At 70.3% G+C, this 23,881-nt stretch carries 18 protein-coding genes; 11 read left to right on the top strand and 7 right to left on the bottom strand.

What is annotated here, in order from left to right:
• Window positions 1-7: 7 nt before the first annotated feature.
• Entirely contained in the window at window positions 8-1,660 is a 1,653-nt protein-coding gene (locus tag RIE08_08240) for a glycosyltransferase (protein MEQ8717589.1), read from the bottom strand.
• A gap of 136 nt (window positions 1,661-1,796) precedes the next feature.
• Here RIE08_08240 and RIE08_08245 point away from each other — a divergent pair, with 136 nt between their 5' ends.
• The 3 genes from RIE08_08245 to RIE08_08255 are packed head-to-tail and all read left to right on the top strand — an operon-like array spanning window position 1,797 to window position 6,822.
• Window positions 1,797-4,712, top strand: a complete 2,916-nt coding sequence (locus tag RIE08_08245) for a glycosyltransferase (GenBank protein MEQ8717590.1) — start codon at window positions 1,797-1,799, stop codon at window positions 4,710-4,712.
• On the top strand, window positions 4,709-5,602 hold the full coding sequence (locus RIE08_08250) for an ABC transporter permease (GenBank protein ID MEQ8717591.1): 894 nt from the start codon (window positions 4,709-4,711) through the stop codon (window positions 5,600-5,602). The genes RIE08_08245 and RIE08_08250 overlap by 4 nt, the downstream gene beginning before the upstream one ends.
• Complete coding sequence (locus RIE08_08255) at window positions 5,599-6,822, top strand: ABC transporter ATP-binding protein (GenBank protein ID MEQ8717592.1); 1,224 nt, start codon at window positions 5,599-5,601, stop codon at window positions 6,820-6,822. The genes RIE08_08250 and RIE08_08255 overlap by 4 nt, the downstream gene beginning before the upstream one ends.
• A 14-nt stretch (window positions 6,823-6,836) precedes the next feature.
• Here RIE08_08255 and RIE08_08260 read toward each other — a convergent pair whose 3' ends face one another.
• A complete protein-coding gene (locus RIE08_08260; protein ID MEQ8717593.1) occupies window positions 6,837-8,987 on the bottom strand; it encodes a DUF6077 domain-containing protein in 2,151 nt (716 codons plus the stop codon).
• Window positions 8,988-9,127: 140 nt separating this feature from the next.
• Between RIE08_08260 and gmd the strand changes: the two genes are divergently transcribed.
• Window positions 9,128-10,099, top strand: a complete 972-nt coding sequence (gene gmd / locus RIE08_08265) for a GDP-mannose 4,6-dehydratase (protein MEQ8717594.1) — start codon at window positions 9,128-9,130, stop codon at window positions 10,097-10,099.
• A gap of 69 nt (window positions 10,100-10,168) precedes the next feature.
• Here the strand turns inward: gmd and RIE08_08270 are convergent, their stop codons facing one another.
• Window positions 10,169-11,173, bottom strand: coding sequence for a glycosyltransferase family 2 protein (locus RIE08_08270; GenBank protein MEQ8717595.1), 1,005 nt, complete (start codon window positions 11,171-11,173; stop codon window positions 10,169-10,171).
• 6 nt (window positions 11,174-11,179) lie between these two features.
• Window positions 11,180-12,565, bottom strand: coding sequence for an exopolysaccharide biosynthesis polyprenyl glycosylphosphotransferase (locus RIE08_08275; GenBank protein MEQ8717596.1), 1,386 nt, complete (start codon window positions 12,563-12,565; stop codon window positions 11,180-11,182).
• 99 nt (window positions 12,566-12,664) lie between these two features.
• Between RIE08_08275 and RIE08_08280 the strand changes: the two genes are divergently transcribed.
• Complete coding sequence (locus RIE08_08280; GenBank protein ID MEQ8717597.1) at window positions 12,665-14,032, top strand: FAD-dependent oxidoreductase; 1,368 nt, start codon at window positions 12,665-12,667, stop codon at window positions 14,030-14,032.
• A gap of 17 nt (window positions 14,033-14,049) precedes the next feature.
• Window positions 14,050-14,535, top strand: a complete 486-nt coding sequence (locus RIE08_08285) for an RDD family protein (GenBank protein MEQ8717598.1) — start codon at window positions 14,050-14,052, stop codon at window positions 14,533-14,535.
• A gap of 27 nt (window positions 14,536-14,562) precedes the next feature.
• Here RIE08_08285 and RIE08_08290 read toward each other — a convergent pair whose 3' ends face one another.
• Complete coding sequence (locus tag RIE08_08290; GenBank protein ID MEQ8717599.1) at window positions 14,563-16,329, bottom strand: acetyl-CoA carboxylase biotin carboxylase subunit; 1,767 nt, start codon at window positions 16,327-16,329, stop codon at window positions 14,563-14,565.
• 30 nt (window positions 16,330-16,359) lie between these two features.
• Between RIE08_08290 and RIE08_08295 the strand changes: the two genes are divergently transcribed.
• Window positions 16,360-17,136 carry a biotin--[acetyl-CoA-carboxylase] ligase gene (locus RIE08_08295; GenBank protein MEQ8717600.1) on the top strand — a complete coding sequence of 259 codons (777 nt, stop codon included), beginning with the start codon at window positions 16,360-16,362 and terminating at the stop codon, window positions 17,134-17,136.
• 26 nt (window positions 17,137-17,162) lie between these two features.
• On the opposite strand, the gene RIE08_08300 is transcribed toward RIE08_08295, so the two are convergent.
• Entirely contained in the window at window positions 17,163-17,987 is an 825-nt protein-coding gene (locus RIE08_08300; GenBank protein ID MEQ8717601.1) for an aminotransferase class IV, read from the bottom strand.
• Between the two features lie 67 nt (window positions 17,988-18,054).
• Between RIE08_08300 and RIE08_08305 the strand changes: the two genes are divergently transcribed.
• Window positions 18,055-19,566, top strand: a complete 1,512-nt coding sequence (locus RIE08_08305; protein MEQ8717602.1) for an LCP family protein — start codon at window positions 18,055-18,057, stop codon at window positions 19,564-19,566.
• A 5-nt stretch (window positions 19,567-19,571) separates the two neighbouring features.
• On the opposite strand, the gene RIE08_08310 is transcribed toward RIE08_08305, so the two are convergent.
• On the bottom strand, window positions 19,572-20,537 hold the full coding sequence (locus RIE08_08310) for a GDP-L-fucose synthase (protein ID MEQ8717603.1): 966 nt from the start codon (window positions 20,535-20,537) through the stop codon (window positions 19,572-19,574).
• 86 nt (window positions 20,538-20,623) lie between these two features.
• Between RIE08_08310 and RIE08_08315 the strand changes: the two genes are divergently transcribed.
• The 3 genes from RIE08_08315 to RIE08_08325 are packed head-to-tail and all read left to right on the top strand — an operon-like array spanning window position 20,624 to window position 23,878.
• Window positions 20,624-21,742, top strand: coding sequence for a glycosyltransferase family 1 protein (locus RIE08_08315; GenBank protein ID MEQ8717604.1), 1,119 nt, complete (start codon window positions 20,624-20,626; stop codon window positions 21,740-21,742).
• Between the two features lie 12 nt (window positions 21,743-21,754).
• Window positions 21,755-23,038 carry a glycosyltransferase family 4 protein gene (locus RIE08_08320; GenBank protein ID MEQ8717605.1) on the top strand — a complete coding sequence of 428 codons (1,284 nt, stop codon included), beginning with the start codon at window positions 21,755-21,757 and terminating at the stop codon, window positions 23,036-23,038.
• Between the two features lie 9 nt (window positions 23,039-23,047).
• Window positions 23,048-23,878 carry a hypothetical protein gene (locus RIE08_08325; protein MEQ8717606.1) on the top strand — a complete coding sequence of 277 codons (831 nt, stop codon included), beginning with the start codon at window positions 23,048-23,050 and terminating at the stop codon, window positions 23,876-23,878.
• Window positions 23,879-23,881 lie beyond the last annotated feature (3 nt).

Raw genomic sequence — 23,881 nt, forward strand, 5'->3', positions numbered from 1 at the left:
CGCCCGATCAGGGCGCGCCCGGGATTCGTCGGTCCCGTTGCTCGGCCGCGGTCGCCAGACGTGGGCAGGCGTGCCAACGCGACAGCTGGGCCGAGAACACCGGGTCGTCGTCGAGGTAGGGCGCCAGGCGGGCCGTGAGCCGGTCGACGTCATGTGGGTGATCGGGGCCACTGCGGGTGGTGCGTTCGTCGTGTCGCACCGACGCCAGCCCGGTGCAGACGTTGCGCAGGCCGGCCTCGACGACGGCGACACCGAACGCGACGTCGCTGCCCGTCAGCTCGTACTCCTCGTCGAAGCCGCCGACGGCGTCGAAGGTCGCGGCGGTGACCGCGACGCACGCACCCGTGACCGCCAGAACGTCCCGGGGCCAACCCACCGGGCCCACCATCTCGACACCGCGCGGATCGGCACCGCGCAGGAAGTGTTCGCACAGGTCGGCGAGCCCGGCGGCGATCCCCGCCTCGCCGACCCGGTCGCGTGAGTCGACGATCAGCGGCCCGGCCGCCCCCACCCCGGGGACGGTGAGCCACCCGCAGAGGTCGGCGAGCCAGTCGCCACGTACCGGAAGGGCGTCGTCGTTGCAGAATACGAGGATCTCGCCGCTGCCGAGCGAGGCGCCGAAGTTGTTGACCGCTGACCAGTTGAAGGGCCGGGTCCACCAGTGCACCGTCGTGCGGTCTGCGAAGGGTTGTGACGCGTACCAGGCCTCGTTGTCGCCGCTGCGTCCGCCGTTGTCGACGACGACGAGTTCGACCCCGTCGTGGGCCGTGTTGGCCAGCGCCGGCAGGAGCTGTCCCATGTTCTCGCGGTGGTGGCGGGTCGGCACGACGATCGTGACCGTCGGTCGGGGTGCGGTGTCGGCGAAATCGAGCCTGAGGCCCTCGCTGCCGGGACGGGCGTCGATGCCGCGGCGGGCGAGGGATTCCGCGACGGCGTCGGCGGGGAGACGGTCGGTGCGTCGGCGCGTGCGTGACAGGAACCACGGGAGACGCAGGGTCCGGCCCGGATCCGGATCGACCGCCTCGACGAGTCGCCAGAGGTCCACGTCGGTGATGGTCACGGCGGCGGAAGCCACCGGTGATCCCCCCGCAAGCGTCGGCCCGGCCCCGACGGGGTGCCACTGCGAGGTGGCGATCGCCCCGGCACGAACGGCGAAACAGCGGTGCAGGTAGGGCGCCACGCGGTGGGTGTCCGGCGACCAGCGGGGGCGGACCCGCGGTTCGGTGGGCCCTCCGTCGTCGCCGATCGTCACGTCGTCCCACGACACCAGGTCCAGCGACGGGTCGGTCGCCGCCAGGAGCGGTACGAGTTCGGGTTCGTGGACATCGCCGGGCGCAGCGAACACCACCAGGTCGTCCGCGGGGAGGTCGGCGGGATCGAAGCGGGCGTCGGACGTGTCGACCACGTGCACCCCCCGCTTCACACCGGCAGCGGCGAGCTGGGGCCGGTTGCGTGCGATGAAGCGCCGCAGGCGGCCGTCTTCACTCGTCGGGGTGTCTGCGAGCGCCTCGAGCAGGCCGACGCGCCCCGTCGCCGCGTCGAACATGTTCTTCGCGGCGATGCGACGGCGACTTCCCGGCGGAAGGAACAGCTTCGCGAACTCTGCCCGTCGTGAATTGGGCGGGATCAGGGCCCGTGTGACGGCGGGGCGCTCGGGCACGCAGCGATTGTAGCGACGGCGTCCGGTGCCAGGGTCCGGTGATCGTCATCTCGGCGTCCGGTGCCAGGGTCCGGTGATCGTCATCTCGGCGCCGGGTAGCCTGTGGGCCGACCTCTCACGGTGTTGGAGATCGACGTTGGGTCTGATCGTCATCGCAACCCCCGGCTCGCAGCTGGTCGACGACGTCGTCGCCCTCCTCACCCGTCACCTGCGACGGCCCGGAGATGTGCGCCGCGCCGCCGCCCGCGGCCCGCTCGGTGAGCCGGGCGTACTGCTCTCGGGAGAACCGTCCGCCACCGCGCCCGGTGGTACATCGGACGCGTCCGGCGCGCCTGGGGGGAAGCGGCCGGTCCGGGTCGTGATCGTCGACCCGGAAGGCTCCCGGGACGCGCTGCGCACCGAGGCGCACGCGGCGGCCGCCATCGTCGGTGCGGCCGGTGGCCCGGTCCTCGTGGTCGTGCCCGGGATCCCCGTGGCCGGTGCCGACGTGAAGGCTGCTCTCGGCGCGGCATTCGACCCCGGAGCCGTCGTCGACGACGTCGGGGAACTCGTCGTCGGTCAGGCGGTGCACGGCGATGCAGCGGTGCTCAGTCGTCTCAGCGGATTCCACGACCGCACGGCGGAGGGTGTGCCGGGGGTGGACGCGATTCTCGCCCGGCTCGTCGCCGAGAACGACGGGCTGCGCGCCGCGATGCGAGACGCCGATGCCGCCAACGCCCGACTCACCCACGAACTCGACCGTGAGCGCCGCCACGCCCTGGCCGCGGAGTCGGGCGCAGCCGACGTCGCCGGCCACTTCGAGGAGTTCCGGGACCGTCGCCTCGTGCGTCTCGCGACCCGCACCGCCGATCGCTTCTATCCGGTGCTCGCCGGCCTGGCCGGGCGGCGTGACACCACCGAGCACGACGCCTCCATCGAGCGCCTACGGACCGGTCCGCTGTCGGCGCGCACCGGGCTCGGCTCCGCCATCCGCGGGGGCGCGCTCGACAGGGCCCTGACGGTGATCATCCCGGTCTACAACGCGCCGGCCGAGGTTCGGCGTTGTCTGACGGCGGTGGCCGCGAACTCTCCGACCGACGTCGGCGTGATCATCGTGCACGACGCGAGTACCGACCCCGATGTCGCCCCGCTGGTCGCCGAGGCGGCCCGCCGGGAGGGTTGGGTCCTACTGGAGAACGACGAGAACCTCGGGTTCACCCGCAGCGTGAACCGGGGTCTCACAGCGGCCCCCGCGGGCGACGTCGTCATGCTCAACGCCGACACGCGGGTGCCGCGGCGCTGGCTGTGGCGGCTGCGCAACGCAGCGCTCTCCGACGAGAGGATCGGCACCGTCACCCCACTGTCGGATGCCGCCGGAGCATTCAGCTTCGCCTGCCCCCGACCCGACGGGCCCGCCGAGGTCGACCGCTACGCGTCCGCGGTGGCCCGTGGTTCGGCCTTCGTCCGGCCCCACGGTCCCACGGGCAACGGCTTCTGCATGTATGTGACCGCCGCCGCCCGTGAGGTCGTGCCACTGCTCGACGAGGAGGCGTTCCCGCGCGGCTACGGCGAAGAGAACGACTACTGCATGCGCCTGTCCACATTCGGGTTCACCCACGTGGTCGCGGACGACTGTGTCGTGTTCCACGACGAATCGGCGAGCTTCGGATCCGAGAAGGCCGCGCTGGCCGAGGCGGGTAGTGCCACTCTCGAGCGACTGTGGCCGGACTACCACGAGCGTGCGGTCCGCTTCGTCGCCTCCGACGACCTGCGGCGGGCCACCACCACCGCCGCGGCGAGCGTGGCCGCGCTCGCGGCCGGCGGTCCGCCGCCGGACCGCCGCCGGGTCCTGGCCGTCGTGCACGACGGATTCGGCGGGACCCAGAACCACGTCGACGACCTCGCCCGTCACCTCGACGGCGACCACGAGACCTTCACGCTCGTCCCCGAGTACTCCGACGTCGCCGTGCGCCGGTTCACCGACGACCGTTGGGAGGTCGTGCACCGGTGGCATCCCGTGGACGGATGGCACATCACCGAGATGACCGACGAGGACCGCTTCGACGCCTACGTCGACGTCCTCAGTCGCCTCGACATCGACGTCGTGCACATCCACCACCTGCTCGGCCAGACCTTCGACCTGGTGGAGGCGGCACGAGCTCTGGGCATCCCGGTGGTCATGTCCGCACACGACTACTACCTGGCCTGCCCGTCGTTGAACCTGCTCGACGAGAACGGGAACTTCTGCGGTGGCACCTGCACCGCGGGTCCCGGGCCGTGTCCCACCATCGAGCGGTGGGTACCCGCCGACGTCCCGCTCAAGCACGGCTTCGTCGTGGACTGGCAGGCCGCGACCCGACGTCTCCTCGGATCGATCGACGCGCTGGTCGCACCGTCGCAGGCGGCGGTCGACGTCCTCGCGGGGGCGCTCGGTGACGCCGTCGTCGAGCGTGCGCACGTCATCGGACACGGGACCGCGTCGTCAGGGCGTCGCAAGGGTGTCGCCCGCGCCGCGGGGCCCGAGGAGCGGGTGCGGGTCGTCGTCGTGGGGGTTCTCGCCCCGCACAAGGGGTCCGAGACCCTCCGCCGTCTCGTGGCTGCGGACGAGCGGCACGAGCTCGACCTGGGTGTGCTCGGGGTCGTCGACGCCGACCACATCACCGCCGTCGCGGACCTTCCCGTCACGTTCCACGGCGGCTACCGCCGCACGGACCTCGCCCGACGCCTCGGACGACTCCGCCCCGCCTTCGTGGCGGTGCTGTCGCCGAGCCGCGAGACCTTCAGCTACGTCGTGTCCGAGGCGTGGAGCCTGGGGATCCCCGTCGTCGTGGGCGAGGGCGGTGCTCCGGCGGAGCGGGTACGTGCCGCGGGCGGCGGCATCGTCGTGGACCTGGACGATCCCGTCGGCGCCGTCGAGGCCATCGTCGCCGCGGGGCGTGACCGGAACCGGTGGGAGCTTCTCGCAGCGCAGGCATGCTCGGTGCCGCTGCGTGATGTCTCGGAGATGGCTACGGACTACCGGGACCTCTACGCGCAGCTGATCGACACGTCCGCTGCAGAGGAAGACCGATGACCGTCAACGGGACCGGCGCCGGCGACGACGGCGTGGAGATCGTCGTGCGAGCGCCGGCGACGCGTGGATGGGCGCGCGTGGCCGAGCGGGTCGTGCAGCTGCGCGGATACGGGCCCCTGATCGTCAACCTCGCCCGCCGGGACCTCTCCACCCGCCAGAAGCGCAGCGCGCTCGGTTGGCTCTGGTCGTTCATCAACCCGGCAGCGAGCCTCGCGATCCTGACCCTCGTCTTCGGGACGTTCCTGCGCATCGCGCCCCCCGTGGCCGGCAACGGCGAGCTCGAGAGCTTCGCCGTCTACCTTTTCTGCGCGCTCGTCGTCTGGAACCTCTTCGACGGGGTCATCAAGGGGTCCATCACGGCGTTGACCGATGCCGGACCGCTCCTCAACAAGGTGTACTTCCCGCCGGAGGCGCCGGCGATGGCGAACCTCGCGGTGACGGCCACCCAGACGGCCTTCGAGTTCGTCGTCCTCGTCGTGGTCCTGATCGCCGTCGGCAACATCAGCTGGACGATCTTCCTGTGGCTCTACCTGTTCGTGCTCATCTCGCTGCTGTCGCTGGGGATCGGGCTGTTCGTCAGCGTCTTCAACGTCTTCTACCGCGACGTGGGCTACCTCGTGACCCTGGGCCTGCAGGTGGTCTTCTACGCCACCCCGATCATCTACCCGCTCGGCATCATCCCCGAGCGCGCATGGGGGCTCCCCGCGCTCGACATCATCAAGTTCAACCCGATCGCACAGCTCACCGAGATGTCACGGGACATCCTCTACGACCTCGAGGTCCCCTCGGCGTTGCGCCTGGGATACGCCACGTGCGCGGCGGTGCTCGTATTCGCGGTGGGCTACACGGTCTTCGTCCGTCAGACCGAGAACATCGCGGAGGAACTGTGAGAGCGGTCGGCGCCGGCGGCTCCCCGCAGTTGCCGTCGGGGGTCGCTGTCGCCGCCCGGGGGATCTCGAAGCGGTTCCGTCTCCAGAAGGACCGGCCGTCGAGCCTCAAGGAGGGACTGCTCAACCTGCGGCGGACCACCTACGACGAGTTCTGGGCACTCAACGACGTGGATCTCGACATCCGTCGGGGAGCGGCGTTCGGGATCATCGGCCACAACGGTTCCGGGAAGTCCACGCTGCTGCGGCTGATCGCGGGGATCCACCGACCGACGACGGGCACCATCGCCGTCGGCGGTCGGGTCTCGGCGCTGTTGGAACTCGGCGCCGGTTTCCACCCCGACCTCACAGGACGCGAGAACGTGTTCCTCAACGCGTCGATCCTGGGGATCCCACCGACCGAGATCCGCGAAAAGCTCGACGAGATCGTGTCGTTCGCCCGACTCGACGACTTCATCGACTCCCCGGTGAAGATCTACTCGAACGGGATGCTCGTCCGTCTCGGCTTCTCGGTTGCCATCCACGTCGAACCCGACGTCCTGCTGCTCGACGAGGTCATCACCGTCGGCGACGAGGAGTTCCAGCGGGCCTGTCTCGAGGAGATCCTGCGGTTCCGCGAGCGTGGGGTCACCATCGTCGTGGTCTCCCACGACCTGGGGACCGTCCGGCGGTTCTGCGACGACGCCGCCTGGCTCGACCACGGGCGGGTCGTCACGACGGGCACCTCGGGCGACGTGGTCGACCGCTATCTCACCGACGTCGACGCGCACACCTCGTCGGACGCGGCGGACGTCGGCGCGACCGTACGCGTCGCCGACGTCGAGTTCATCGACGGCTCCGGTCGCTCGACGATCGCAGCGGCCACCGGCGAAGCACTCACCCTGCGCGGGCATCTCGATGTCCAACCGGGGGTCGAGGGACTGCGCTTCCGCATGCTGTTCCACGGCCCCGGTGGTGTGAATTTCGCTGAACCGGTCGTCACACTCGACGCGGCCCGCACGAGGGGTGGGGGCCGCATCCAAGTGGACTACGTCATCGACCGGTTCCCGTTCCGACCCGGCTCCTACCCGTTGACGGTCTTCGCCGAGAGCCCGGACGGTTCCGTCGTGCACCATCGACTGGAGCGGGTGTTCACCCTGCAGGTTCTCGCAGGAGCCGATCCCGACATGCCCGGCTGGGTGGATCTCGGTGGCCGCTGGGAGGACACCCCGCCGCAGCGATGAGCCGCGACTCGGGTTCAGCCCCGGGTCCAGAAGGTGCAGATCTGGTCCACCTGTACCCGCTCGAATCCCGCGCCGAGCAGTACGGCGGTGGTCTCGTCACGGTTGCGGGGCTCGGGCGGTGGTGCCTCGAACAACGGATCGGCGACGTACTGGCACGCCGAATCCACCTCGAGCGTGTCCAGCGCGGCGGCGAAGCTCTCGCGTTCCCCCTCGGCGAGTCCCCAGGTGAGCGCATCGGTCACGAGGCGTCGTTCGGCGGCGTGGAAGGCCGGCACGTTCGCCAGGGGGCCCTCCACGTAGCGCACCAGCGGGTTGGTGGCGTGCACCTCACCCGACAGGACCGCCAGGGGGTAACCCACCCGCCACGGGGTCGCCGCGATTCCCTCCGGCGCTGTGAGCGAGATGAGAGTCTCGGCCGCAGGTGTCTCGACAGCCAGCAGGTCGCGCCGCGGGAAGTCCCACTCAGCGACGTTGAAACGGGACACGCTCGGGGTTCCGACGACCGCGGTCACGGCGAGTAGCACTCCCACACCGACCGTCCCGGCTCCCGCCACGAGCCTCTGTGCCGGTAGTCGCAGGTCACCCCCCAGCGCCGCGAGGGGTGAGGCCAGCATCATCCCGACGGCGGCCCCGACCGGCAGGACCCACATCACCCGCCAGATCACAGCATCGGCACCGGCGGCGTCGTCTGCTGCCGTCAACACGCCCGGGAACAGGACCAGTCCGATCACGACGGCCACTGAACCCGCGAGGGCGAACCGGGCCGACGCGTCGCGAACCCACAGCCAGCCGAGAATCGTGGCCGAGATCGTCACGAACGCCGCCGGGCCGTTCCCGAAGGCCGAGTAGAAGGTGAACGCGGACAGGTTCTGCGCTGAGAACGACGCGCCGGCGTCACCGATCTGAGCGAGGACGAAGCGTCCGACCACCAGCGGAGACGGGTCGGCCACCTCCCGTGCGAGGGCCGCACCGAGCGGGTACACGACCGCCAGAGCCGCCGGCAGGGCCCGCTCGCGCAGCGTCCCGATCACCACGTCGCTCCCGCTGCCGAGGGTCGTACCTGCCACGCCCGCTCCCACGGCGAGCGCGGCGACGAGCGGGGCGACGAACGCTCCGGTCGTGCTGAGGCCGATGGCTGCGATGCCACCGGCGACGAGCAGCCACAGCGACCGCCGCTCGCCGTCGCGGGCCCAGCGCAGTCCGTGGTGCCACAGGAAGGGCACGACGACGATCAACAGGGCCGTCTTGCCGAGGTGGGCCCGAGACCAGTTGTTGTTGCCGATGTTCGTGTCGGACTGGCCGTCCCACAGGAAGAACAGGTACGTCATCGTCGTCGCGATGGCCGGCTGTACGAACCCGAACGTACGCAGCAGGCGCCAGAGTGCGAGGACGCCGAGCGCGGAGATGAACGGGCTCGCGACCAGATGGGCCAGTGTCGTGGCGGAGATGGGCGCCAACGCTGCGATCGAGCCGTACAACGGCTCGATCGTCGTCTGGGGTACCGCCGTGCGGGTCTGGCGGAAGACCTGGTCGGCGAAGATCGTGTCGCGGTCGGGGAACGGGCCGTCGTGCTGTTCGATGTAGGTGGCCCGGTTGAGGACGAAGACGTCGTCGATCTCGGTACGCACGGTGAATGCCGACATGACCGCCAGTCCGGCGGTCACCGCCAGGATCAGCGCGACCGCGACCGCCCCCGGTGCACGTGGCGCGCCCGTGACGAGAGTCTCGTCGTGGTCGAGGGTCCCTTCGCCGTGGCCGGGCGGGGCGACGTCGGGCTCTCGGGCGTGCCCCCGGCAGGCCTGAACCACGAACCAGAGGCCGGCCCCGACGAGCGCGACGAGCGCCACCCAGGTCGGGGGCCACGCCGAGCGGGTGAGACGCCAACGCGACATGACGAAGGCCATGACCGCGACAGCGCCGATCCATGCGCCGATCCTCCCCAGCGAGCGCGGGTCTCTCGGGAGGGCGACCCTGCGGAGCCTCATCGGGTTGGCGCGACCGCCGACGACGACGAAGGCGAGAACAACTGGCAGCGTCGCGATCCACAGCGCCGTCGTCGGGTCCCGATCCCAGTCCGCGAGGAACGACAGATGCGCGATCACGGTCCAGGAAGCGAATCCGGCGACCACGAAGTCGACCGTCCTGTCGAGGGCCGCCGTGAGCACGGCCGGGACATCGTTCCCGGAGCCGCGGGGACGGACCCGGACGGCGTCCGGCGAGCCGGGGGACGGAGTAGGGGAGGAGATCACGACGCGCGCCGAGAGTACTCCCGGGAGTGAGCGGTGCCCGGTACCCTCTACCGCCCATGCGGACAGCTTTCATCACAGGGATCTCCGGTCAGGACGGGTCGTATCTCGCCGAGTTCCTCCTGGCACGGGGCTACACGGTTCACGGGCTCGTCCGCCGCTCTTCGTCGGTCACCACCTGGCGCCTCGACGGCATCTACGAGGCACCTCAGGAGGCCGAGCGGCTGATCCTGCACTACGGCGACGTGACCGACGGGGTATCGCTCAGCCGCCTGTTCGCCGAGATCCGGCCCGACGAGGTCTACAACCTGGCCGCGCAGAGCCATGTGATGGTCTCGTTCCAGTTGCCCGAGGCGACGGCGGACGCCACCGCGCTCGGGGCGCTGCGGGTCCTCGAGGCACTGCGCGCAGCCAGCGTCGACGCCCGCTTCTATCAGGCCTCGTCGTCGGAGATGTTCGGCTCCACGCCGCCCCCGCAGAACGAGATCTCGCGGCTGCACCCCCGTTCGCCCTACGGGGTCTCGAAGGTCTTCGCGCATCACGCCACGGTCAACTACCGCGAGGCGTACGACATGTTCGCCGTCTCCGGGATCCTCTTCAATCATGAGAGCCCCCGACGGGGCGAGACCTTCGTGACCCGCAAGATCACCCGGGCCGTCGCTGCTATCGAAGCCGGCCGTCAGGAGCACCTGTACCTCGGGAACCTCGATGCCCGTCGGGACTGGGGATTCGCGGGCGACTACGTGGACGCCATGTGGCGGATGGTGACGGCCGACGAACCTGCGGACTTCGTCATCGGAACCGGTGTCGCCCACTCGGTGAGGGAGTTCTGTGAGCTCGCGTTCGGACATGTCGGCCTGGACTGGGAACGCTACGTCCGTCACGACGACCGCTACGAACGTCCGGCGGAGGTCGAGAACCTCGTGGCCGACGCCTCGGCAGCCGAGGCTCAACTCGGTTGGACGCCCACTGTGGACTTCGCATCCCTCGTCGCGATGATGGTCGAGGCCGACCGGGCGCCGTACCGCTAGGGCGCGGCAAGCGCGCTCGAGGTCCACGCGCCGGATATCGGAGGGGCCGACGTCGCAGGCCGGGCCGTGTCAGGAAGGTCCGAGCAGGAACCCGACACCCCAGCTGAGATGCATGGTGGGGTAGATCGCCACGAGACGGACCGCCGTGCCCGGGCGGTCGGCCGACCCCCGGCCTTCGTGGTCGACGCCGAGAGCCGTCGACACGGCGGCAACGACGACCCCGGCGAGGTAGGCGGCCGGCACGGCCAGCGCGGCTCCCCGCCGGCCGACGAGGCCGAGCCCCACGGATCCGGCCAGGCCGGCCACCAGCAAGGGTGCGGCGAGTTGACGTGGCCGTATCGAGCGTGGGTGGCGTCGCAGGACTTCCCGCTTCCACCGCCCGTAGCCGAGATACTGGCCTGCGAGCCCCGAGAGTGTCGATCGGGGCCGGTATACGACCCTCAGATCGGGATCGAACCAGACGGTCCCACCGGCGTCGCGGAGGCGCCAGTTCAGTTCGTAGTCCTGGTTGCGGATCAGCGACTCGTCGTAGCCGCCCACCGCGTCGAGCGCGTCACGCCGGAATGCGCCGAGGTAGACGGTGTCCACCGGCCCCTCGGATCCCCCGAGGTGCACCGCGCCGCCGCCGACGCCGAACCGGGAGGTCATCGCGGCGGCCACGGCCCGCTGGAACGGCGTCTCGCCCAGCGCGTCCTGGATCCCACCGACGTTGACCGCGCCTGTCTCCGTCAACGTGGCGAGAGCGATCCGCAGGTAGCCGGGCGGAACCTCCGAGTGGGCGTCGACACGTACGATCACCGGTCCGCTCGACGCGGCGATAGCGGCGTTGAGAGCGGCGGGAGTCGAACCCGCGGGGTTGTCGACGACCCGTACCGGTGGTCCGTCGGCGTCCAGTGAGGCCTCGGCCGCGAGGGCATCGGCGACCTCGCGCGTGCCGTCGGCGGACGGTCCGACCGCGATCGTGACGTCGAAGGCGACGTCGAGGTCCTGATCCACGACGGAGCGGACCGTCGCCGGCAGGTGAGCGGCGTCGTCGCGGGCGGGGATGACGACCGACAGGCCCGGTTCGTGCACGTCGACTCAGCCGCGGCGGGCGATCATCACCCAGAGCGTGCGCACGAGGATCTGCAGGTCGAGGACCGGCGACCAGTTGACGAGGTACTGGATGTCGTGCCCGAGCTTGTAGGCGGGGTCCAGGTCGTAGCGGCCCCTGACCTGGGCGAGGCCGGTGATGCCGGGCGGGATCTCGTGGCGACGTTCGTATCCGGGGATCAGCTCGGAGAACCGTTGCGTCATCTCGGGCCGTTCGGGGCGAGGTCCGATGATGGACATCTCACCGCGCGTCACGTTCCAGAACTGGGGGAGCTCGTCGAGGCGGGTGCCCCGTAGCCAGCGACACGCCGGGATCACCCTCGGGTCGTCGGTGCCGCTCGACATGACCGCTCCGGTGCGTTCCTCGGCATCGGGGTACATCGTGCGGAACTTCACCATCGAGAACGGGCGGCCCTGGAACCCGGTGCGTGCCTGGCGGTAGAACAGCGGCCGCCCGGCAACCGCGAGAACGTACAGCGCCGTCAGGCCGGTGACGACGATGAGTATCGGCGCCAGCGCCACGAGCAGCACGAGTTCACACGCCCGCTTGAAGCGCACCTTCGACGGAGGAAGCGTGTGCGACAGCAGGGTCACGTAGGGCATCCCGCCGATCTGACGGACGTTGCGCAGCCCCATCAGGGCATTCTTCGCCGTCACCCGGAGGTAGACGCCCTTGCGTTTCGCCTCGAAGCTCGACAGCGGCTCCGGATAGATGTCCTCGAGCGATGTCTCCGACACGAGCATGACGTCGGTGACGGTGTGCGCCTCCGCCAGCTCGACGAGCCGCGAGGGGTCGGTCGTCTGGGCCACGACCTTTGCATCGCGGTCGGACTCCGCGAGGTGCTTGGCGGCGAGGGCCATGTCGTCGGGGTTGCCGACCAGCATGACCCGCGGCGGTCCGTACCGGCTCGACCGCAGGATCCGTGACAGGTGGCGGTTGCCGGTCACGGCGAGCGCGACGAACGCACCGACGAAGGGAAGGTTGCCCCTCGGGATCGGGTACCGGTCGGTCGGCAGGATGACGAGAGCGCAGGCCGCCAGGGCGATGACGGTCAGGCCCGCGACGCGGCCGAGCCACATGCGACGACCGAGGCGGAACGTCCGGTCGTACAGGCCGCCGAAGTAGTACACGACGAGGTGGACCGCGGTGGCGGCTCCGAAACCACCGAGATGGACCGCCAACGAGGCGCTCGGCCAGGCCGTCCCGAAGCGTACGAGCATGACGAGGCACATGACGCCGAACAGGGCGACGGCATCGAGGACGTAGAGCCAGCGGAACCCGCGCGCCGCCAGAGCGCCGATTATCGGTGGTCCCGGGGCAGGGTCTTGTCCGGTCGCGCGCTGCGTCGCGATGTCGTTCGACCGATGTTCCATGACCGCTTCCTCCGGCGGCGCGCGCCCTGATCGCTCGGCACGAACGCGGCAGGTGGGGGACAACCAGAGGGTAGCTGCCGAGTCGCTACGGTTGGCGCCATGCGAAAGACCCGGATGGTGATCATCGGCGGCGGTCCCGCCGGCAACACGTGTGCCACGACAGCTGCACGCCACGGCGCGGAGGTCACCGTCGTCGAGCGTGACATCGTCGGTGGTGCCGCCCACCTGTGGGACTGCGTGCCCTCCAAGGCGATGATCGCCACGGGTGGGGCGATGACATTTCTCCGTCGGGCCGACGGGATGGGTCTCGATCCCGTCGAGACCCACGTCGACACGGTCGCCCTGCGCGAGCGGATCGAGGCGATCGAGGATCGCCTGCAGCGTCAGGTCGTGGAACTCCTCACCTCCCAGGGCGTCCGCATCATCGAGGGATCGGGACGGTTCGTGACGCCGCACGAGGTGGCGGTCGACGGCAACGACGGTCGCGAGCACCTGCTCGAGGCCGACATCGTCGTCTTGTCGACCGGTAGCCGGCCCCGCATCCCCGAATGGTGCGAGCCCGATGGCCGCCGCGTCCTCACCACCCGGCAGGCCTACCCGCCCGAGGAGATCCCCGAACACCTCGTCGTCATCGGCTCCGGTGTGACCGGTGTCGAGTTCGTCAACATGTTCACGAGCTTCGGCAGCGCCGTGACCCTCGTCGTGAGCCGTCAACAGGTGCTCCCCCAGAAGGACCCCGAGGTCGCCGCCGCACTCGAGGAGACATTTCTCGACCGTGGGGTGAAGCTGCTCAAGGGGGCCCGGGCCGAGGGGCTCGCCGTCGACGGTGACGAGGTCACCGTCAGCTGCGACGACGGGCGTCGGGCCGTGGGATCCCACGCCCTGCTCGCGATCGGCTCGGTTCCCAACTCGGAGTCTCTCGGGCTGGAACTCGCGGGTGTCGAGACCACCGGTGGATACGTGAACATCGATCACAACTGCGTGTCGTCGGCCCCCCACGTCTACGCGGCGGGAGACCTCTCCGGGAAGCTGCCGCTGTCGTCGGTCGCCGCAATGCAGGGTCGCAAGATCGCCGAGCACGCCCTGGGCCTGCACCACACGCGGCCCCACCGCCACGTCGGCTACGACCGGGCGGCCTCGGCGATCTTCACCGAACCCGAGATCGCCGACGTCGGTCTGGCCGAAGCCGATGCCTTCGCATCCGGTCGCAAGGTCCGCGTCACGAAGGTGCCGTTCTCGGTCGCTCCCAAGGCGCTCATCGACAACGACCCGCGCGGCTTCGTGAAGATCGTCTCGGATCCCGCGACGGGCGTGATCCTGGGTGGGTCGATCGTGGGCCGTCACGCAGCTGAGCTGATCTCGGTGATCGCACTCGCTGTCAACGCCCGGTTGACCGTGACCGACATCGTCGAGTCCCTGCTGGTGCACCCGACGCTCGCCGAGGTCCTCGCCGAGGCGGCCGAGTAGGTGAGCGGGCCGCGTCGGTGAGTGGCCCGGAGCCGGGTCGCGTCGACCTGCTCGCGACGGTCGGACAGCGGGCGATCGCGCGCGTCGTGGACTGGATCGTCGTGTTCGCGGTGTGGTTCGCGATCCTCGGGCCGGTCGCCGAGACGAACGGTGACGACGTGTCGGTGCCCGCCTGGGCCGCGGCTGTCGCCGTCGTGGTGGTCCTGGTGTACGAGACGCTCTTCGTCGCCTGGCGTGGTCAGACGCCCGGCAAGATGCTCATGAGCATCCGCATCGTCGACATCGCCGACGGCGAGCCGCCCTCGGTGGTGATGGCGGTGCTCCGGGTCGCGCCGGTGGCGGGGATCGTCGCCGTACTACCCGGTCAGATCTTCCCGATCGTGCTGGTCGTCGTGCACTTCACCGCCGGGTTCGCACGGGACTCCCGGGGCGTTCTCGACCGGCTGGCGCGCACCGTGGTGGTGCAGACGAGGCGACCGGAGTTGGAGGCGGGGGCCCTGTGACCGTCCCGCCCCGGGTCCGGACGCCCGCTACTCGATGACGACGACGATGTCGCCGCCACCCACCGAGTCGCCGGGAGCCACGCGTACCTCCGAGATGGTTCCGTCCTTGTCGGCGTTGACGTTGTTCTCCATCTTCATCGCCTCGAGGACCACCACGGGTTCGCCCGCCGTGACCTCCTGGCCGACCTCGACGAGAACCTTCACGATCGTCCCCTGCATCGGCACGGCGACCTGACCGCTGCCTGCAGCCGGGCCGCCGCCGGCCGCCGCCGACGCGCGCCGTGGACGGGCGACACGGCCGCCGCCACCGCCGCCGCCGCCGACCTGGGACTCGGGCACGTACATCTTCACGTCGAAGCGGCGCCCGTTGACCTCCACGGTCGAACGGCGTTCGACGGTCGCCTCGTCCTGGTCGCCGTCGGTGGTGGGCGCCGGGGCGGCCGACACACCGGTGAGGTCGAGATGTTCGGCGACCCAGCGCGTGGAGTGCTCGATCTCCTGGAACGTCTCGTGTTCGAGGATGGCGATGTCGGCCGGGATCGTCGTGGCCACCCCGGTCACCCGCATCTCGCGCAGCGCGCGCAGCGTCCGGGCGATCGCCCGGTCACGGTCGCGGCCCCAGCAGATCAGCTTGCCGATGAGGTTGTCGTAGTACTGGGAGATCTCGTCACCGGAGTCGTAGCCGGTGTCGAAGCGGGTACCGAAGCCGTCGGGGGCCTTGAGTTCGGTGATCGTCCCGGGCGAGGGCAGGAACTTCCCCTCGGCGGGGTCTTCGGCGTTGATGCGCACCTCGATCGCGTGACCGTTGAGGACGACGTCGTCCTGGCCGATCGGGAGTTCCTCGCCGGAGGCGATCCTGATCTGCAACTCGACGAGGTCGAGGTCGCTGACCATCTCGGTCACGGGGTGCTCCACCTGAAGGCGCGTGTTCATCTCGAGGTAGTGGAAGTCGCCGTCCTCGTAGAGGAACTCGACGGTCCCGGCGTTCACGTAGCCACAGCCCTCGGCGACCTTCACGGCGGCCTCTCCCATGCGGGTGAGGATCGCCGGGTCGATGCCGGGGGCCGGTGCCTCCTCGATGAGCTTCTGGTTACGGCGCTGAGCCGAGCAGTCCCGGGTGCCGACGTAGATGGTGTTGCCGTGGGCGTCGGCGACGACCTGCACCTCGACGTGGCGGGGCTTGGTCAGGTACCGCTCGACGTAGATCTCGTCGCGGGCGAAGTAGGCCAGTGCCTCACGTTGGGCAGACTCCATCTCGGAGGCGATGTCGTCGCCCTCGTTGATCACCTTCATGCCACGGCCACCACCGCCGTAGGCGGCCTTGATGGCCACGGGAAAACCGTGTGCTGCGGCGAACGCCTCGATCTCGGCGGCCGTGGTCACCAGGCCGTCGGAGCCGGGCACCCCGTTGACGCCGACCTTCTCGGCGGCCTCCCGCGCGGAGATCTTGTCGCCCATGATCTCGATGGCCTCGGGGGGAGGGCCGATGAACGTCACGCCGAGGTCGGTGATGGCCCGCGCGAAGTCCGCGTTCTCGGAGAAGAAGCCGTAGCCGGGGTGGACACCGTCCGCACCGCTGTCGGTGATGGCGGCGATGATCGCCTCGGTGTTGAGGTAGCTCTCCGCCGCAGTCTGACCGCCGAGAGCGTAGGCCTCGTCGGCGATTCGGACGTGGAGAGCGTCACGGTCGAGTTCGGAGTAGACAGCCACCGTCGTGATGCCGAGTTCCTGGCAACCTCGGATCACGCGGACGGCGATCTCCCCGCGGTTCGCGATGAGAATCTTTGAGAGCACGCCATATGGTGACAGATGGAGGGGGGTCCCATGCGAAACGAGAGCGATCGCCTTCCGGTTTCACCCCGCGGCGAGGGCCTCTTCAGCGACGTTCGCCATGTCGCCCGGACGGGTTCCACGAACGCCGACGTGGCCGCTCTGGCCCGCTCGGGAGCTCGTGAGGGCGTGGTCGTCGTCGCCGGACATCAAAGCGCTGGACGGGGTCGTCGGGATCGGCGCTGGTCGGCCGGTCCCGGTGACGCGCTCCTCGCGTCGATTCTCCTGCGCCCAGAGGTTCCGGTGGAGCGCTTCGGTCTGATCCCACTGGCCGTCGGTGTCGCGATCGTGGACGCCGCACGCGCCCTGGGGGTCGACGACGCCGGCCTCAAGTGGCCCAATGACGTCCTCGTCGGCGGGGCCAAGCTCGCAGGGATCCTGTCCGAGTTCATCGCAGAGGGAGGCGGCCGCAGCGGTGGCGCCGCGGTCGTCGTCGGCTTCGGTGTGAACCTGCGCGCGACCCCCGCCGAGGTCCCCGATGCCGTCTCACTGGCCGACCTCACGGGTGAATCGGTGGACCGCGACGTCTTCCTGCGAGCGGTCCTCGACCGGTTCGCCTCCCACTACGCCACGCTTGGGGACGGTTCGATCGTGGCGCTGGCCACGGCACGGATGACCACGCTCGGTCGCGAGGTGGATGTCGAACGTCCCGGTTCGCCACTGCGGGGGCGTGCGGTCGGACTCGACGAGGGTGGCCGTCTCGTCGTGGACACGCCGTCGGGAGCCGTGGTCGTCGCCGCCGGCGACGTCGTCCACCTACGTCCGCGCTGATCTGCGGGTGATCCGGCCGGGGCGGGTCACGGGTCCAGGTCGGCGGCGACGACCGCGGCGAACGCTGCTGCGGCCGCTCGTGTGTGCGGTCCGGGGCACTCCGCCAACACGGTGTCGTCCACGGCTCGGATCGGATGGACGTCGCGGGTCGTGGACGTGAGGAACGCCTCCGAGGCCCGGTGGAGATCTCCGATGGGAATGGCGCGTTCGGTCACGTCGGCCACCTCGACGACCAGCCTGCGGGTCACGCCATCGAGGCAACCCGATGACAGCGGCGGTGTCATGAGCACGCCGTCGAGGACGCAGAACACGTTCGTGCCGGTCCCCTCACACAGTTCGCCACGCGTGTTGGCGAAGAGGGCCTCTGAAGCCCCGACGCGTTGGGCGGCGGCCAGGGCCCGCACGTTGTCGGCGTAGGAGATCGACTTCACCCCGGCGAGCGCACCGTTCTCGTTGCGGGTCCAACTGACGATCGCGACGTCGGTCGTGGGCGGCCACACCGTCTCCTCCTCGGCTGCCACGAGCACCGTCGTGGGCCCGTCGCCCCGGGCCGAGCCGAGACCCGCCGGGCCTCCGGTGACGGTGATCCGCAGCTTGCCCGCGGTCATCGCGGTGGCATCGATGAGGTCCTGCATCGCCGCGGACAGGGTCTGGGGCGGCGGCGCCGGGAGTCCCAGCGCCGATGCGGACGCTTCGAGGCGCGCCAGGTGTCGGGTGGGGGCGAAAGGCCGACCACGCACGACGCGGACGGTCTCGAACACGCCGTCGCCGGTCGTGACCGCGTGGTCGAACGGGGATATCCGCGCGTCGACCTCGTCGACGAGGGCGCCGTTCAGCCAGACGATTCTCACGGCGACGACGCTACCGGTTCCACGCGCAGCGAACGGCGACGTCCGCGCTGGTAGCGTCAGGTCAGCCATGGCCTCGTTCGGTCGCAACCGCCCCCGTCGGACCTGGCCCCAGCGCTTCGGTCTGCTGTGCGGCATCGTCCTCGTCTTCGCCAGCGCCGGTATCGCCGCGGGCCTGGGTTTCGGCGAATCCAAGCTCTCGGAGCTACCCCGCGTCGCGCTGGGGGGCGTCCTCGCGGGCGACGACATACCCGCGATGGGTTCCGGCGACAACGGCGGTGGCGACGGCAGTGGTGACGGCGGCGGTTCGACCGTGCCGCTGCCCGCGGAGAACTACCTGCTGGTCGGGATCGACAACGCCGACGATCTCGATTCAGACGACCCGGCCCGAGCCGGTCGCTCCCAGGGTTCGTTGCTGAGCGACACGATCATCGTCCTGCGCGTCGAGCCCCAGACCAACACCGCGGCGCTCCTGTCGATACCGCGTGATCTGTGGGTGCCGATCGGTGGTGACGGCGGATTCAGACAGAAGATCAACTCGGCCCTCGCCATCGGAGGACCCGAGGGTCTCGTCGCGACGATCACCGACTACTTCGACATCCCGATCCACCACTACGTCCAAGTCGACTTCGCGGGTTTCCGGGAGATCGTCGACGCGCTCGACGGAGTGCCGCTGTGGTTCGAGAACCCCGTCCGTGACATCGCCAAGGTCGACTTCGAGATCTCCGAGCCGGGCTGTCACGTACTCGACGGGGAAGAGGCGCTGAAGTTCGCACGCAGCAGGTCGCTGCAGACGCTCGTGGACGGACGTTGGGAGACCGACGGTACGGGGGACCTCGGTCGCATCGACCGCCAGCAACGGTTCCTCGTCGCCGCGCTCAAGCGCGCGGTGGCCAAGGGCGGCCTGACCAATCCGTCGACCACGCTCGACCTCGTCAACGCCGGGATCGCGAGCGTGACGCTCGACGAGTTGATCACGCCGAGAGACCTTCTGGACCTGGCGAATCGGTTCAGTTCGTTCGAACCGGAGGCCCTGGAGAAGTTCACGGTCCCCGCCTATCCGGACTGGGCGGGCGAGGCCGCGATCCTGCGACTGCTCGACAGTGAGGCCCAGCCCATTCTCGACCGCTTCCGGGGCGCCAGCGGAACCGAAGCCGATCCCGAATCGGTGCGCCTGGTCGTGTTGAACGGCACCGGGGAGCAGTTGCTGGCCACGACCGTCTCCGACGAGTTCGCGGAACACGGTTTCGTCATCGCGGGTCGCGCGGACGCCGCTTTCCTCGACCCCGACTCGCGGACCGTGATCTCCCACGCACCCGGCGAAGCCGCAGCCGCAGATCTGGTGGCGCGCTGGCTGGTGGCCGACGACGTCCGTATCGAGGAGGACCCCGGCATCGTCGGCAGTGACGTCGTGGTGCTCGTCGGCGGTGACCACGAGGGTCTGAGGGCCATCCCGCGGGAACCCACGCCCACCCCCGAACCGACTCCCACCGTGACCCCGACGCCCGGTGGGGGCGACGGGGCACCGGGACCGACGACGACCACCACCGTGGATCCCCGCCAGATCGCCTGCGAGGGCTGACCGGTTCAGGACGGGCGGGCTTCGGCCTCGGTGCGGTTCGCCAGATACCACTCGACCGTCCGGGCGAGGCCCTCGGGGAACGGCGTGGTGGCCTTCCACCCGAACAACCGCTCGGCCCGGGACGCATCGACGCGACGACGGGGCTGACCGTCGGGTTTGGTCGTGTCCCAACGGATCTCACCGTCGAAGCCGACGGCCTGCGCCACCAACTCGGTCAACGAGGCGATGGTGGTCTCGCGGTTGGTGCCGAGGTTGACGGGGTCCGGACCGTCGTAGTGCTCGGCGGCGGCGAGGACCCCTTCCGCGGCGTCGTCGACGTAGAGGAACTCGCGACTCGCCGTGCCCGTTCCCCACACGACGATGTGGTCGGCGCCGGACTCGACCGCTTCGGTGCACTTGCGGATGAGCGCGGGAATGACGTGTGAGACGGCGGTGTGGAACTTGTCGCCGGGACCGTAGAGGTTCGTCGGCAGCAGGTAGATGCCCGACTGGCCGTACTGCGCCCTGTTCGACTGGAGCTGCACGAGCTGGGCCAGCTTCGCGATGCCGTAGGGGGCGTTGGTCTCCTCGGGGTAGCCCGTCCACAGCGCGTCCTCGGTGAACGGGACGGGGGTGAACTTCGGGTAGGAGCAGATGGTTCCGACGGCGACGGTCTTGGCGACCTCGTGACGGCGGGCGACGTCCACGACGTTGGTGCCGATCCGCAGGTTGTCGACGAACAGGTCCGCCGGGCGCTCGCGATTCGCGCCGATACCACCGACCCGGGCCGCGAGATGGATCACCATGTCGGGATTCGTCTCGGTGAAGAGCCGCTCGGTGGCGGCCAGGTCACGCAGGTCGTAGTCCCTGCTCGCAGGGGCGAAGATGTCGGACGCACCGGCGTCGAGCAGTCGCCGACACACGCCACGACCGAGGAAGCCGCGGCCACCGGTGACGACCACGCGTCGTCCCGTCCAGAAAGTCGTGTCCACATCGGAATCGTAGCGATCCCGTCGATGGGTGTGCGGAGGACCCCGCGGGGTGGGGTCGGCCGTGTCGCGTGCGAGACTCGGCGCCCATGATGCGTGTCGCCGTCAATCTGTTGTGGCTGCGGCCCGGAGCCGTCGGCGGGACCGAGACGTACATCGTCCGGCTCCTCGAGGCGTTGCGGGGTCGTGACGACGTCGCCCCGATCCTGTACTGCGCCCCCGACGTGGTCGATGCCCACCCGTCGCTCGAGGTGTTCGACGCGAGGCTCTCGCCGCCGGTGACCGGCTCCCGCCCGGCCCGCGTGGCGCTCGAGAGCACGTGGCTGGCCGGTCGTCTGCGTCGTGACCGACCCGATGTGGTCCACCACCCCGGTGGGATGATCCCCGCCGGCGCACCGGGTCCGTCGATGGTCACCATCCACGACCTCCAGCCGCTGACGTCGCCCGAGCGGTTCGGCATCGCGAAGGTCGCCTGGCTGGGTCAGATGCTGCCCCGCTCTGCGCGGCGGGCCTCGCTCGTGAGCGCCCCGTCATCTCACACGGCCGCTGTCATCACCCGTGTCCTGGGCATCGACGACGTCGCCGTCGTGCCGTCGACACCCGGTGAGATCGGCCCGCGCCCGGCTCCCGACGTCGTCGCGGCGGCGCTGACCCGCCTGGGCGTCGGACAGCCCTTCGTGCTGTACCCGGCGATCACCTACCGGCACAAGAACCACGCCGTGCTGGTCGCGGCGCTGGCCGTGGCCCGCAACAGCGACCTCACGGTCGTGTTCTGTGGTGGGGTCGGCGACGCCGAGTCCGACATCGACGCGGCGGCGCGGCGTCACGGGGTCTCCGAGCGCGTCCACCGCCTCGGCCGTGTGGACGCCGACGACCTGGAAGCGCTCTACGCGGCGGCGGTCGCGCTCGCGTTCCCGTCCTGGCACGAGGGCTTCGGGCTCCCGGTCGCCGAGGCGTTCGCCCGACGGTGCGCCGTCGTCGCAGCCAACGCCACGGCGCTGCCGGAGGTCGTCGGCGACGCCGGCCTGCTGATCGACCCCCACGACGCCGACGCGTGGGCCGAGGCGCTCGACTCGCTCACCAACGACGGGATCCGCAGGTCCGCGCTCGCCCAGCGGGGCCTCGAGCGGGCGGCGCAGTGGGCGCCCGAGGCGAGCGCGGACCGACTCGTGGCGGCGTACCGGCGTACCGCTGGCGGGGCGCGGTAGCGGACGACGGCCGTGAGAATCCTCGTCATCGGCCCGCACTTCACGCCTGACACCGCTCCCACCGGGACGATCCTGGCTCGCACCGTGGAGGAGCTCGCGCTGCTCGGGCACGAACTCGACGTCGTGACCTCCCTCCCGTGGTACGAGGGCCATGACGTGGACCCGAGGTGGCGGGGTCGGGTCGCCAGGCGTGAAGCGACCCCGTGGGGTGGGGTGACACGACTGTGGCCGTTCCCCACCTCCAAGGCGGGTCTCGTCGGTCGTGCCGCCGGCTTCGTCGGTTTCTCGACCCTGGCGGGCGCTGTGGCGGTCGCCAGGGTCGGCCGCCCCGACGTCGTCCTCGCGCAGGCGCCGCCCCTCACTCTCGCCCCCGTCGCGGCGCTCGCGGCCCGCAGGTACCGGGTACCGCTCGTTCTCGGTCTGCAGGACATCTTCCCCGACGTGGCGGTCGAGGTCGGAGCACTCACCAACCCCCGGGTCATCGACGCGGCCCGGCGTTTCGAGCGGCTCTGCTACCGACATGCCGACGCCCTCGTCGTGTTGAGCCGCGACATGGTCGACAACGTCACGGCGAAGGTGGACACCATCGGGGCAGCGCGGCGTCCCGACGTCGTGGAGATCCCCAACTTCGTCGACGTGGACGCGATCGTCCCGGGTGACCGCATGACGGCCTACCGCGCCGAACTCGGCCTGGACGAGGCGGACCTGGTCGTGATGTACGCCGGCAACCTGGGACACTCCCAGCCCTTCGGCGACGTCGTCGCCCTCGCGGACGCCCTGGCCGGACGGACCTTCGACGGCCGCCGGGGGGTGGTCGTCGTCAACGGCGACGGTGTGATGGGGCCGTGGCTGCGGGACCAGGCGAAGGCCCGCACCAATCTCGTCGTCCGCGGATATCAGCCCGTCGGACGACTCGGTGAGGTCCTCGCCACGGCGGACGTGCACCTCGTCGTGCTCAAGCCCGGCCTGGCGCGCTCGAGCGTCCCCTCCAAGACGTACTCGGCGATGGCCGCCGGCCGGCCGGTCGTCGCCGCCGTCGACGCGGGTACCGAGATCGACCGCGTCCTGCGCGACTCGGGTGGGGGAGTGCCGGTGGCCGCGGGATCGACGACGGCGCTGATCGAAGCCGTGTTCGCGATGCTCGCCGACGGGGACCGTCGCCGCCGGTGTGGGGAGGCCGCCCGTCGTCACGTGCAGACCCAGGCGTCGCCGGCTGCCGTTGCCGGGGCCTACGGCGACCTGTTCGGCCGTCTCGTCGACGTCGAGCGCGGCCGCTCCGGCGGTACACGCGGGTAGCCTTCGGACATGGCCCGCAAGTCGAATGATGATCGTCGAGCCGCGCACTCAGCTGCCGCTCAGAAAGCCGCCCGCGCCGGCGGAAGTGACCGCGCCAACCGCCCCTCGGCCGGTAGCCGCATCCTGGGATTCCCCGCGCTGGTCCTGGTGATCATGGTGCTGGGCACCGGTCTGGTGGTCTTCGCACGGCTCGACCGTGACGCCCCGGTGCGACCCATCCAGAACGACGACCACTGGCACTCCGCCTACGGCATCTGGGACTGCGCCGAGGGGGAGGACGGTGGCTTCCTGCCGCTGTACCAGGTGGTCACGCCGGACCCGAACGGCATCCACTCCCACCAGGACGGTCTGATTCACGTCCACCCCTTCACCGAGGAGGCTTCGGGCGAGAACGCGACGCTGTCGGACTTCACCGACACGATGCAGGTGGAGCTCACCGACGACAGCCTCGGTATCGCCGACGGAAGCGTGCTCGAAGAGGACGTGACGTGTGACGGCGAGCCCGCCGTCATCCAGGTGCTGCGCTGGGAGTTCGCCTTCGCGGTGGACGAGGCCCCCGACGTCTTCACCGAGGACCTGAGAGACATCCGGTTCCTCAACGACGGCGAGGCGTGGGTTCTCGCCCGGGCGCCGCTCGGCGCCGACATCCCGCCGCCTGAGTCCCTCGAGACGCTCGCCACGGTCAACCCGACCCTGCTGCTGCCTGACGGCTTCGATCCCCAGGCGGAACAGGACTTTCTCGAGAACCTCGATGACGGAGGCGACGCCGGTTCCACCGACGGGGACACGACCGATGGCGGTGACGCCGGTTCCACCGACGGGGACACCGCAGACGGCTGAGCG

This window comes from Acidimicrobiales bacterium (assembly GCA_040219085.1).
Lineage (GTDB): Bacteria > Actinomycetota > Acidimicrobiia > Acidimicrobiales > JAVJTC01 > JAVJTC01.

Bases quoted from the DNA above. Each gene is read 5' to 3' on its own strand.
- RIE08_08250 (MEQ8717591.1), top strand. From the start codon at position 4,709: ATGACCGTCAACGGGACCGGCGCCGGCGACGACGGCGTGGAGATCGTC.
- gmd (MEQ8717594.1), top strand. From the start codon at position 9,128: ATGCGGACAGCTTTCATCACAGGGATCTCCGGTCAGGACGGGTCGTAT.
- RIE08_08275 (MEQ8717596.1), bottom strand. From the start codon at position 12,565: ATGGAACATCGGTCGAACGACATCGCGACGCAGCGCGCGACCGGACAA.
- RIE08_08280 (MEQ8717597.1), top strand. From the start codon at position 12,665: ATGCGAAAGACCCGGATGGTGATCATCGGCGGCGGTCCCGCCGGCAAC.
- RIE08_08295 (MEQ8717600.1), top strand. From the start codon at position 16,360: ATGCGAAACGAGAGCGATCGCCTTCCGGTTTCACCCCGCGGCGAGGGC.
- RIE08_08305 (MEQ8717602.1), top strand. From the start codon at position 18,055: ATGGCCTCGTTCGGTCGCAACCGCCCCCGTCGGACCTGGCCCCAGCGC.
- RIE08_08315 (MEQ8717604.1), top strand. From the start codon at position 20,624: ATGATGCGTGTCGCCGTCAATCTGTTGTGGCTGCGGCCCGGAGCCGTC.
- RIE08_08325 (MEQ8717606.1), top strand. From the start codon at position 23,048: ATGGCCCGCAAGTCGAATGATGATCGTCGAGCCGCGCACTCAGCTGCC.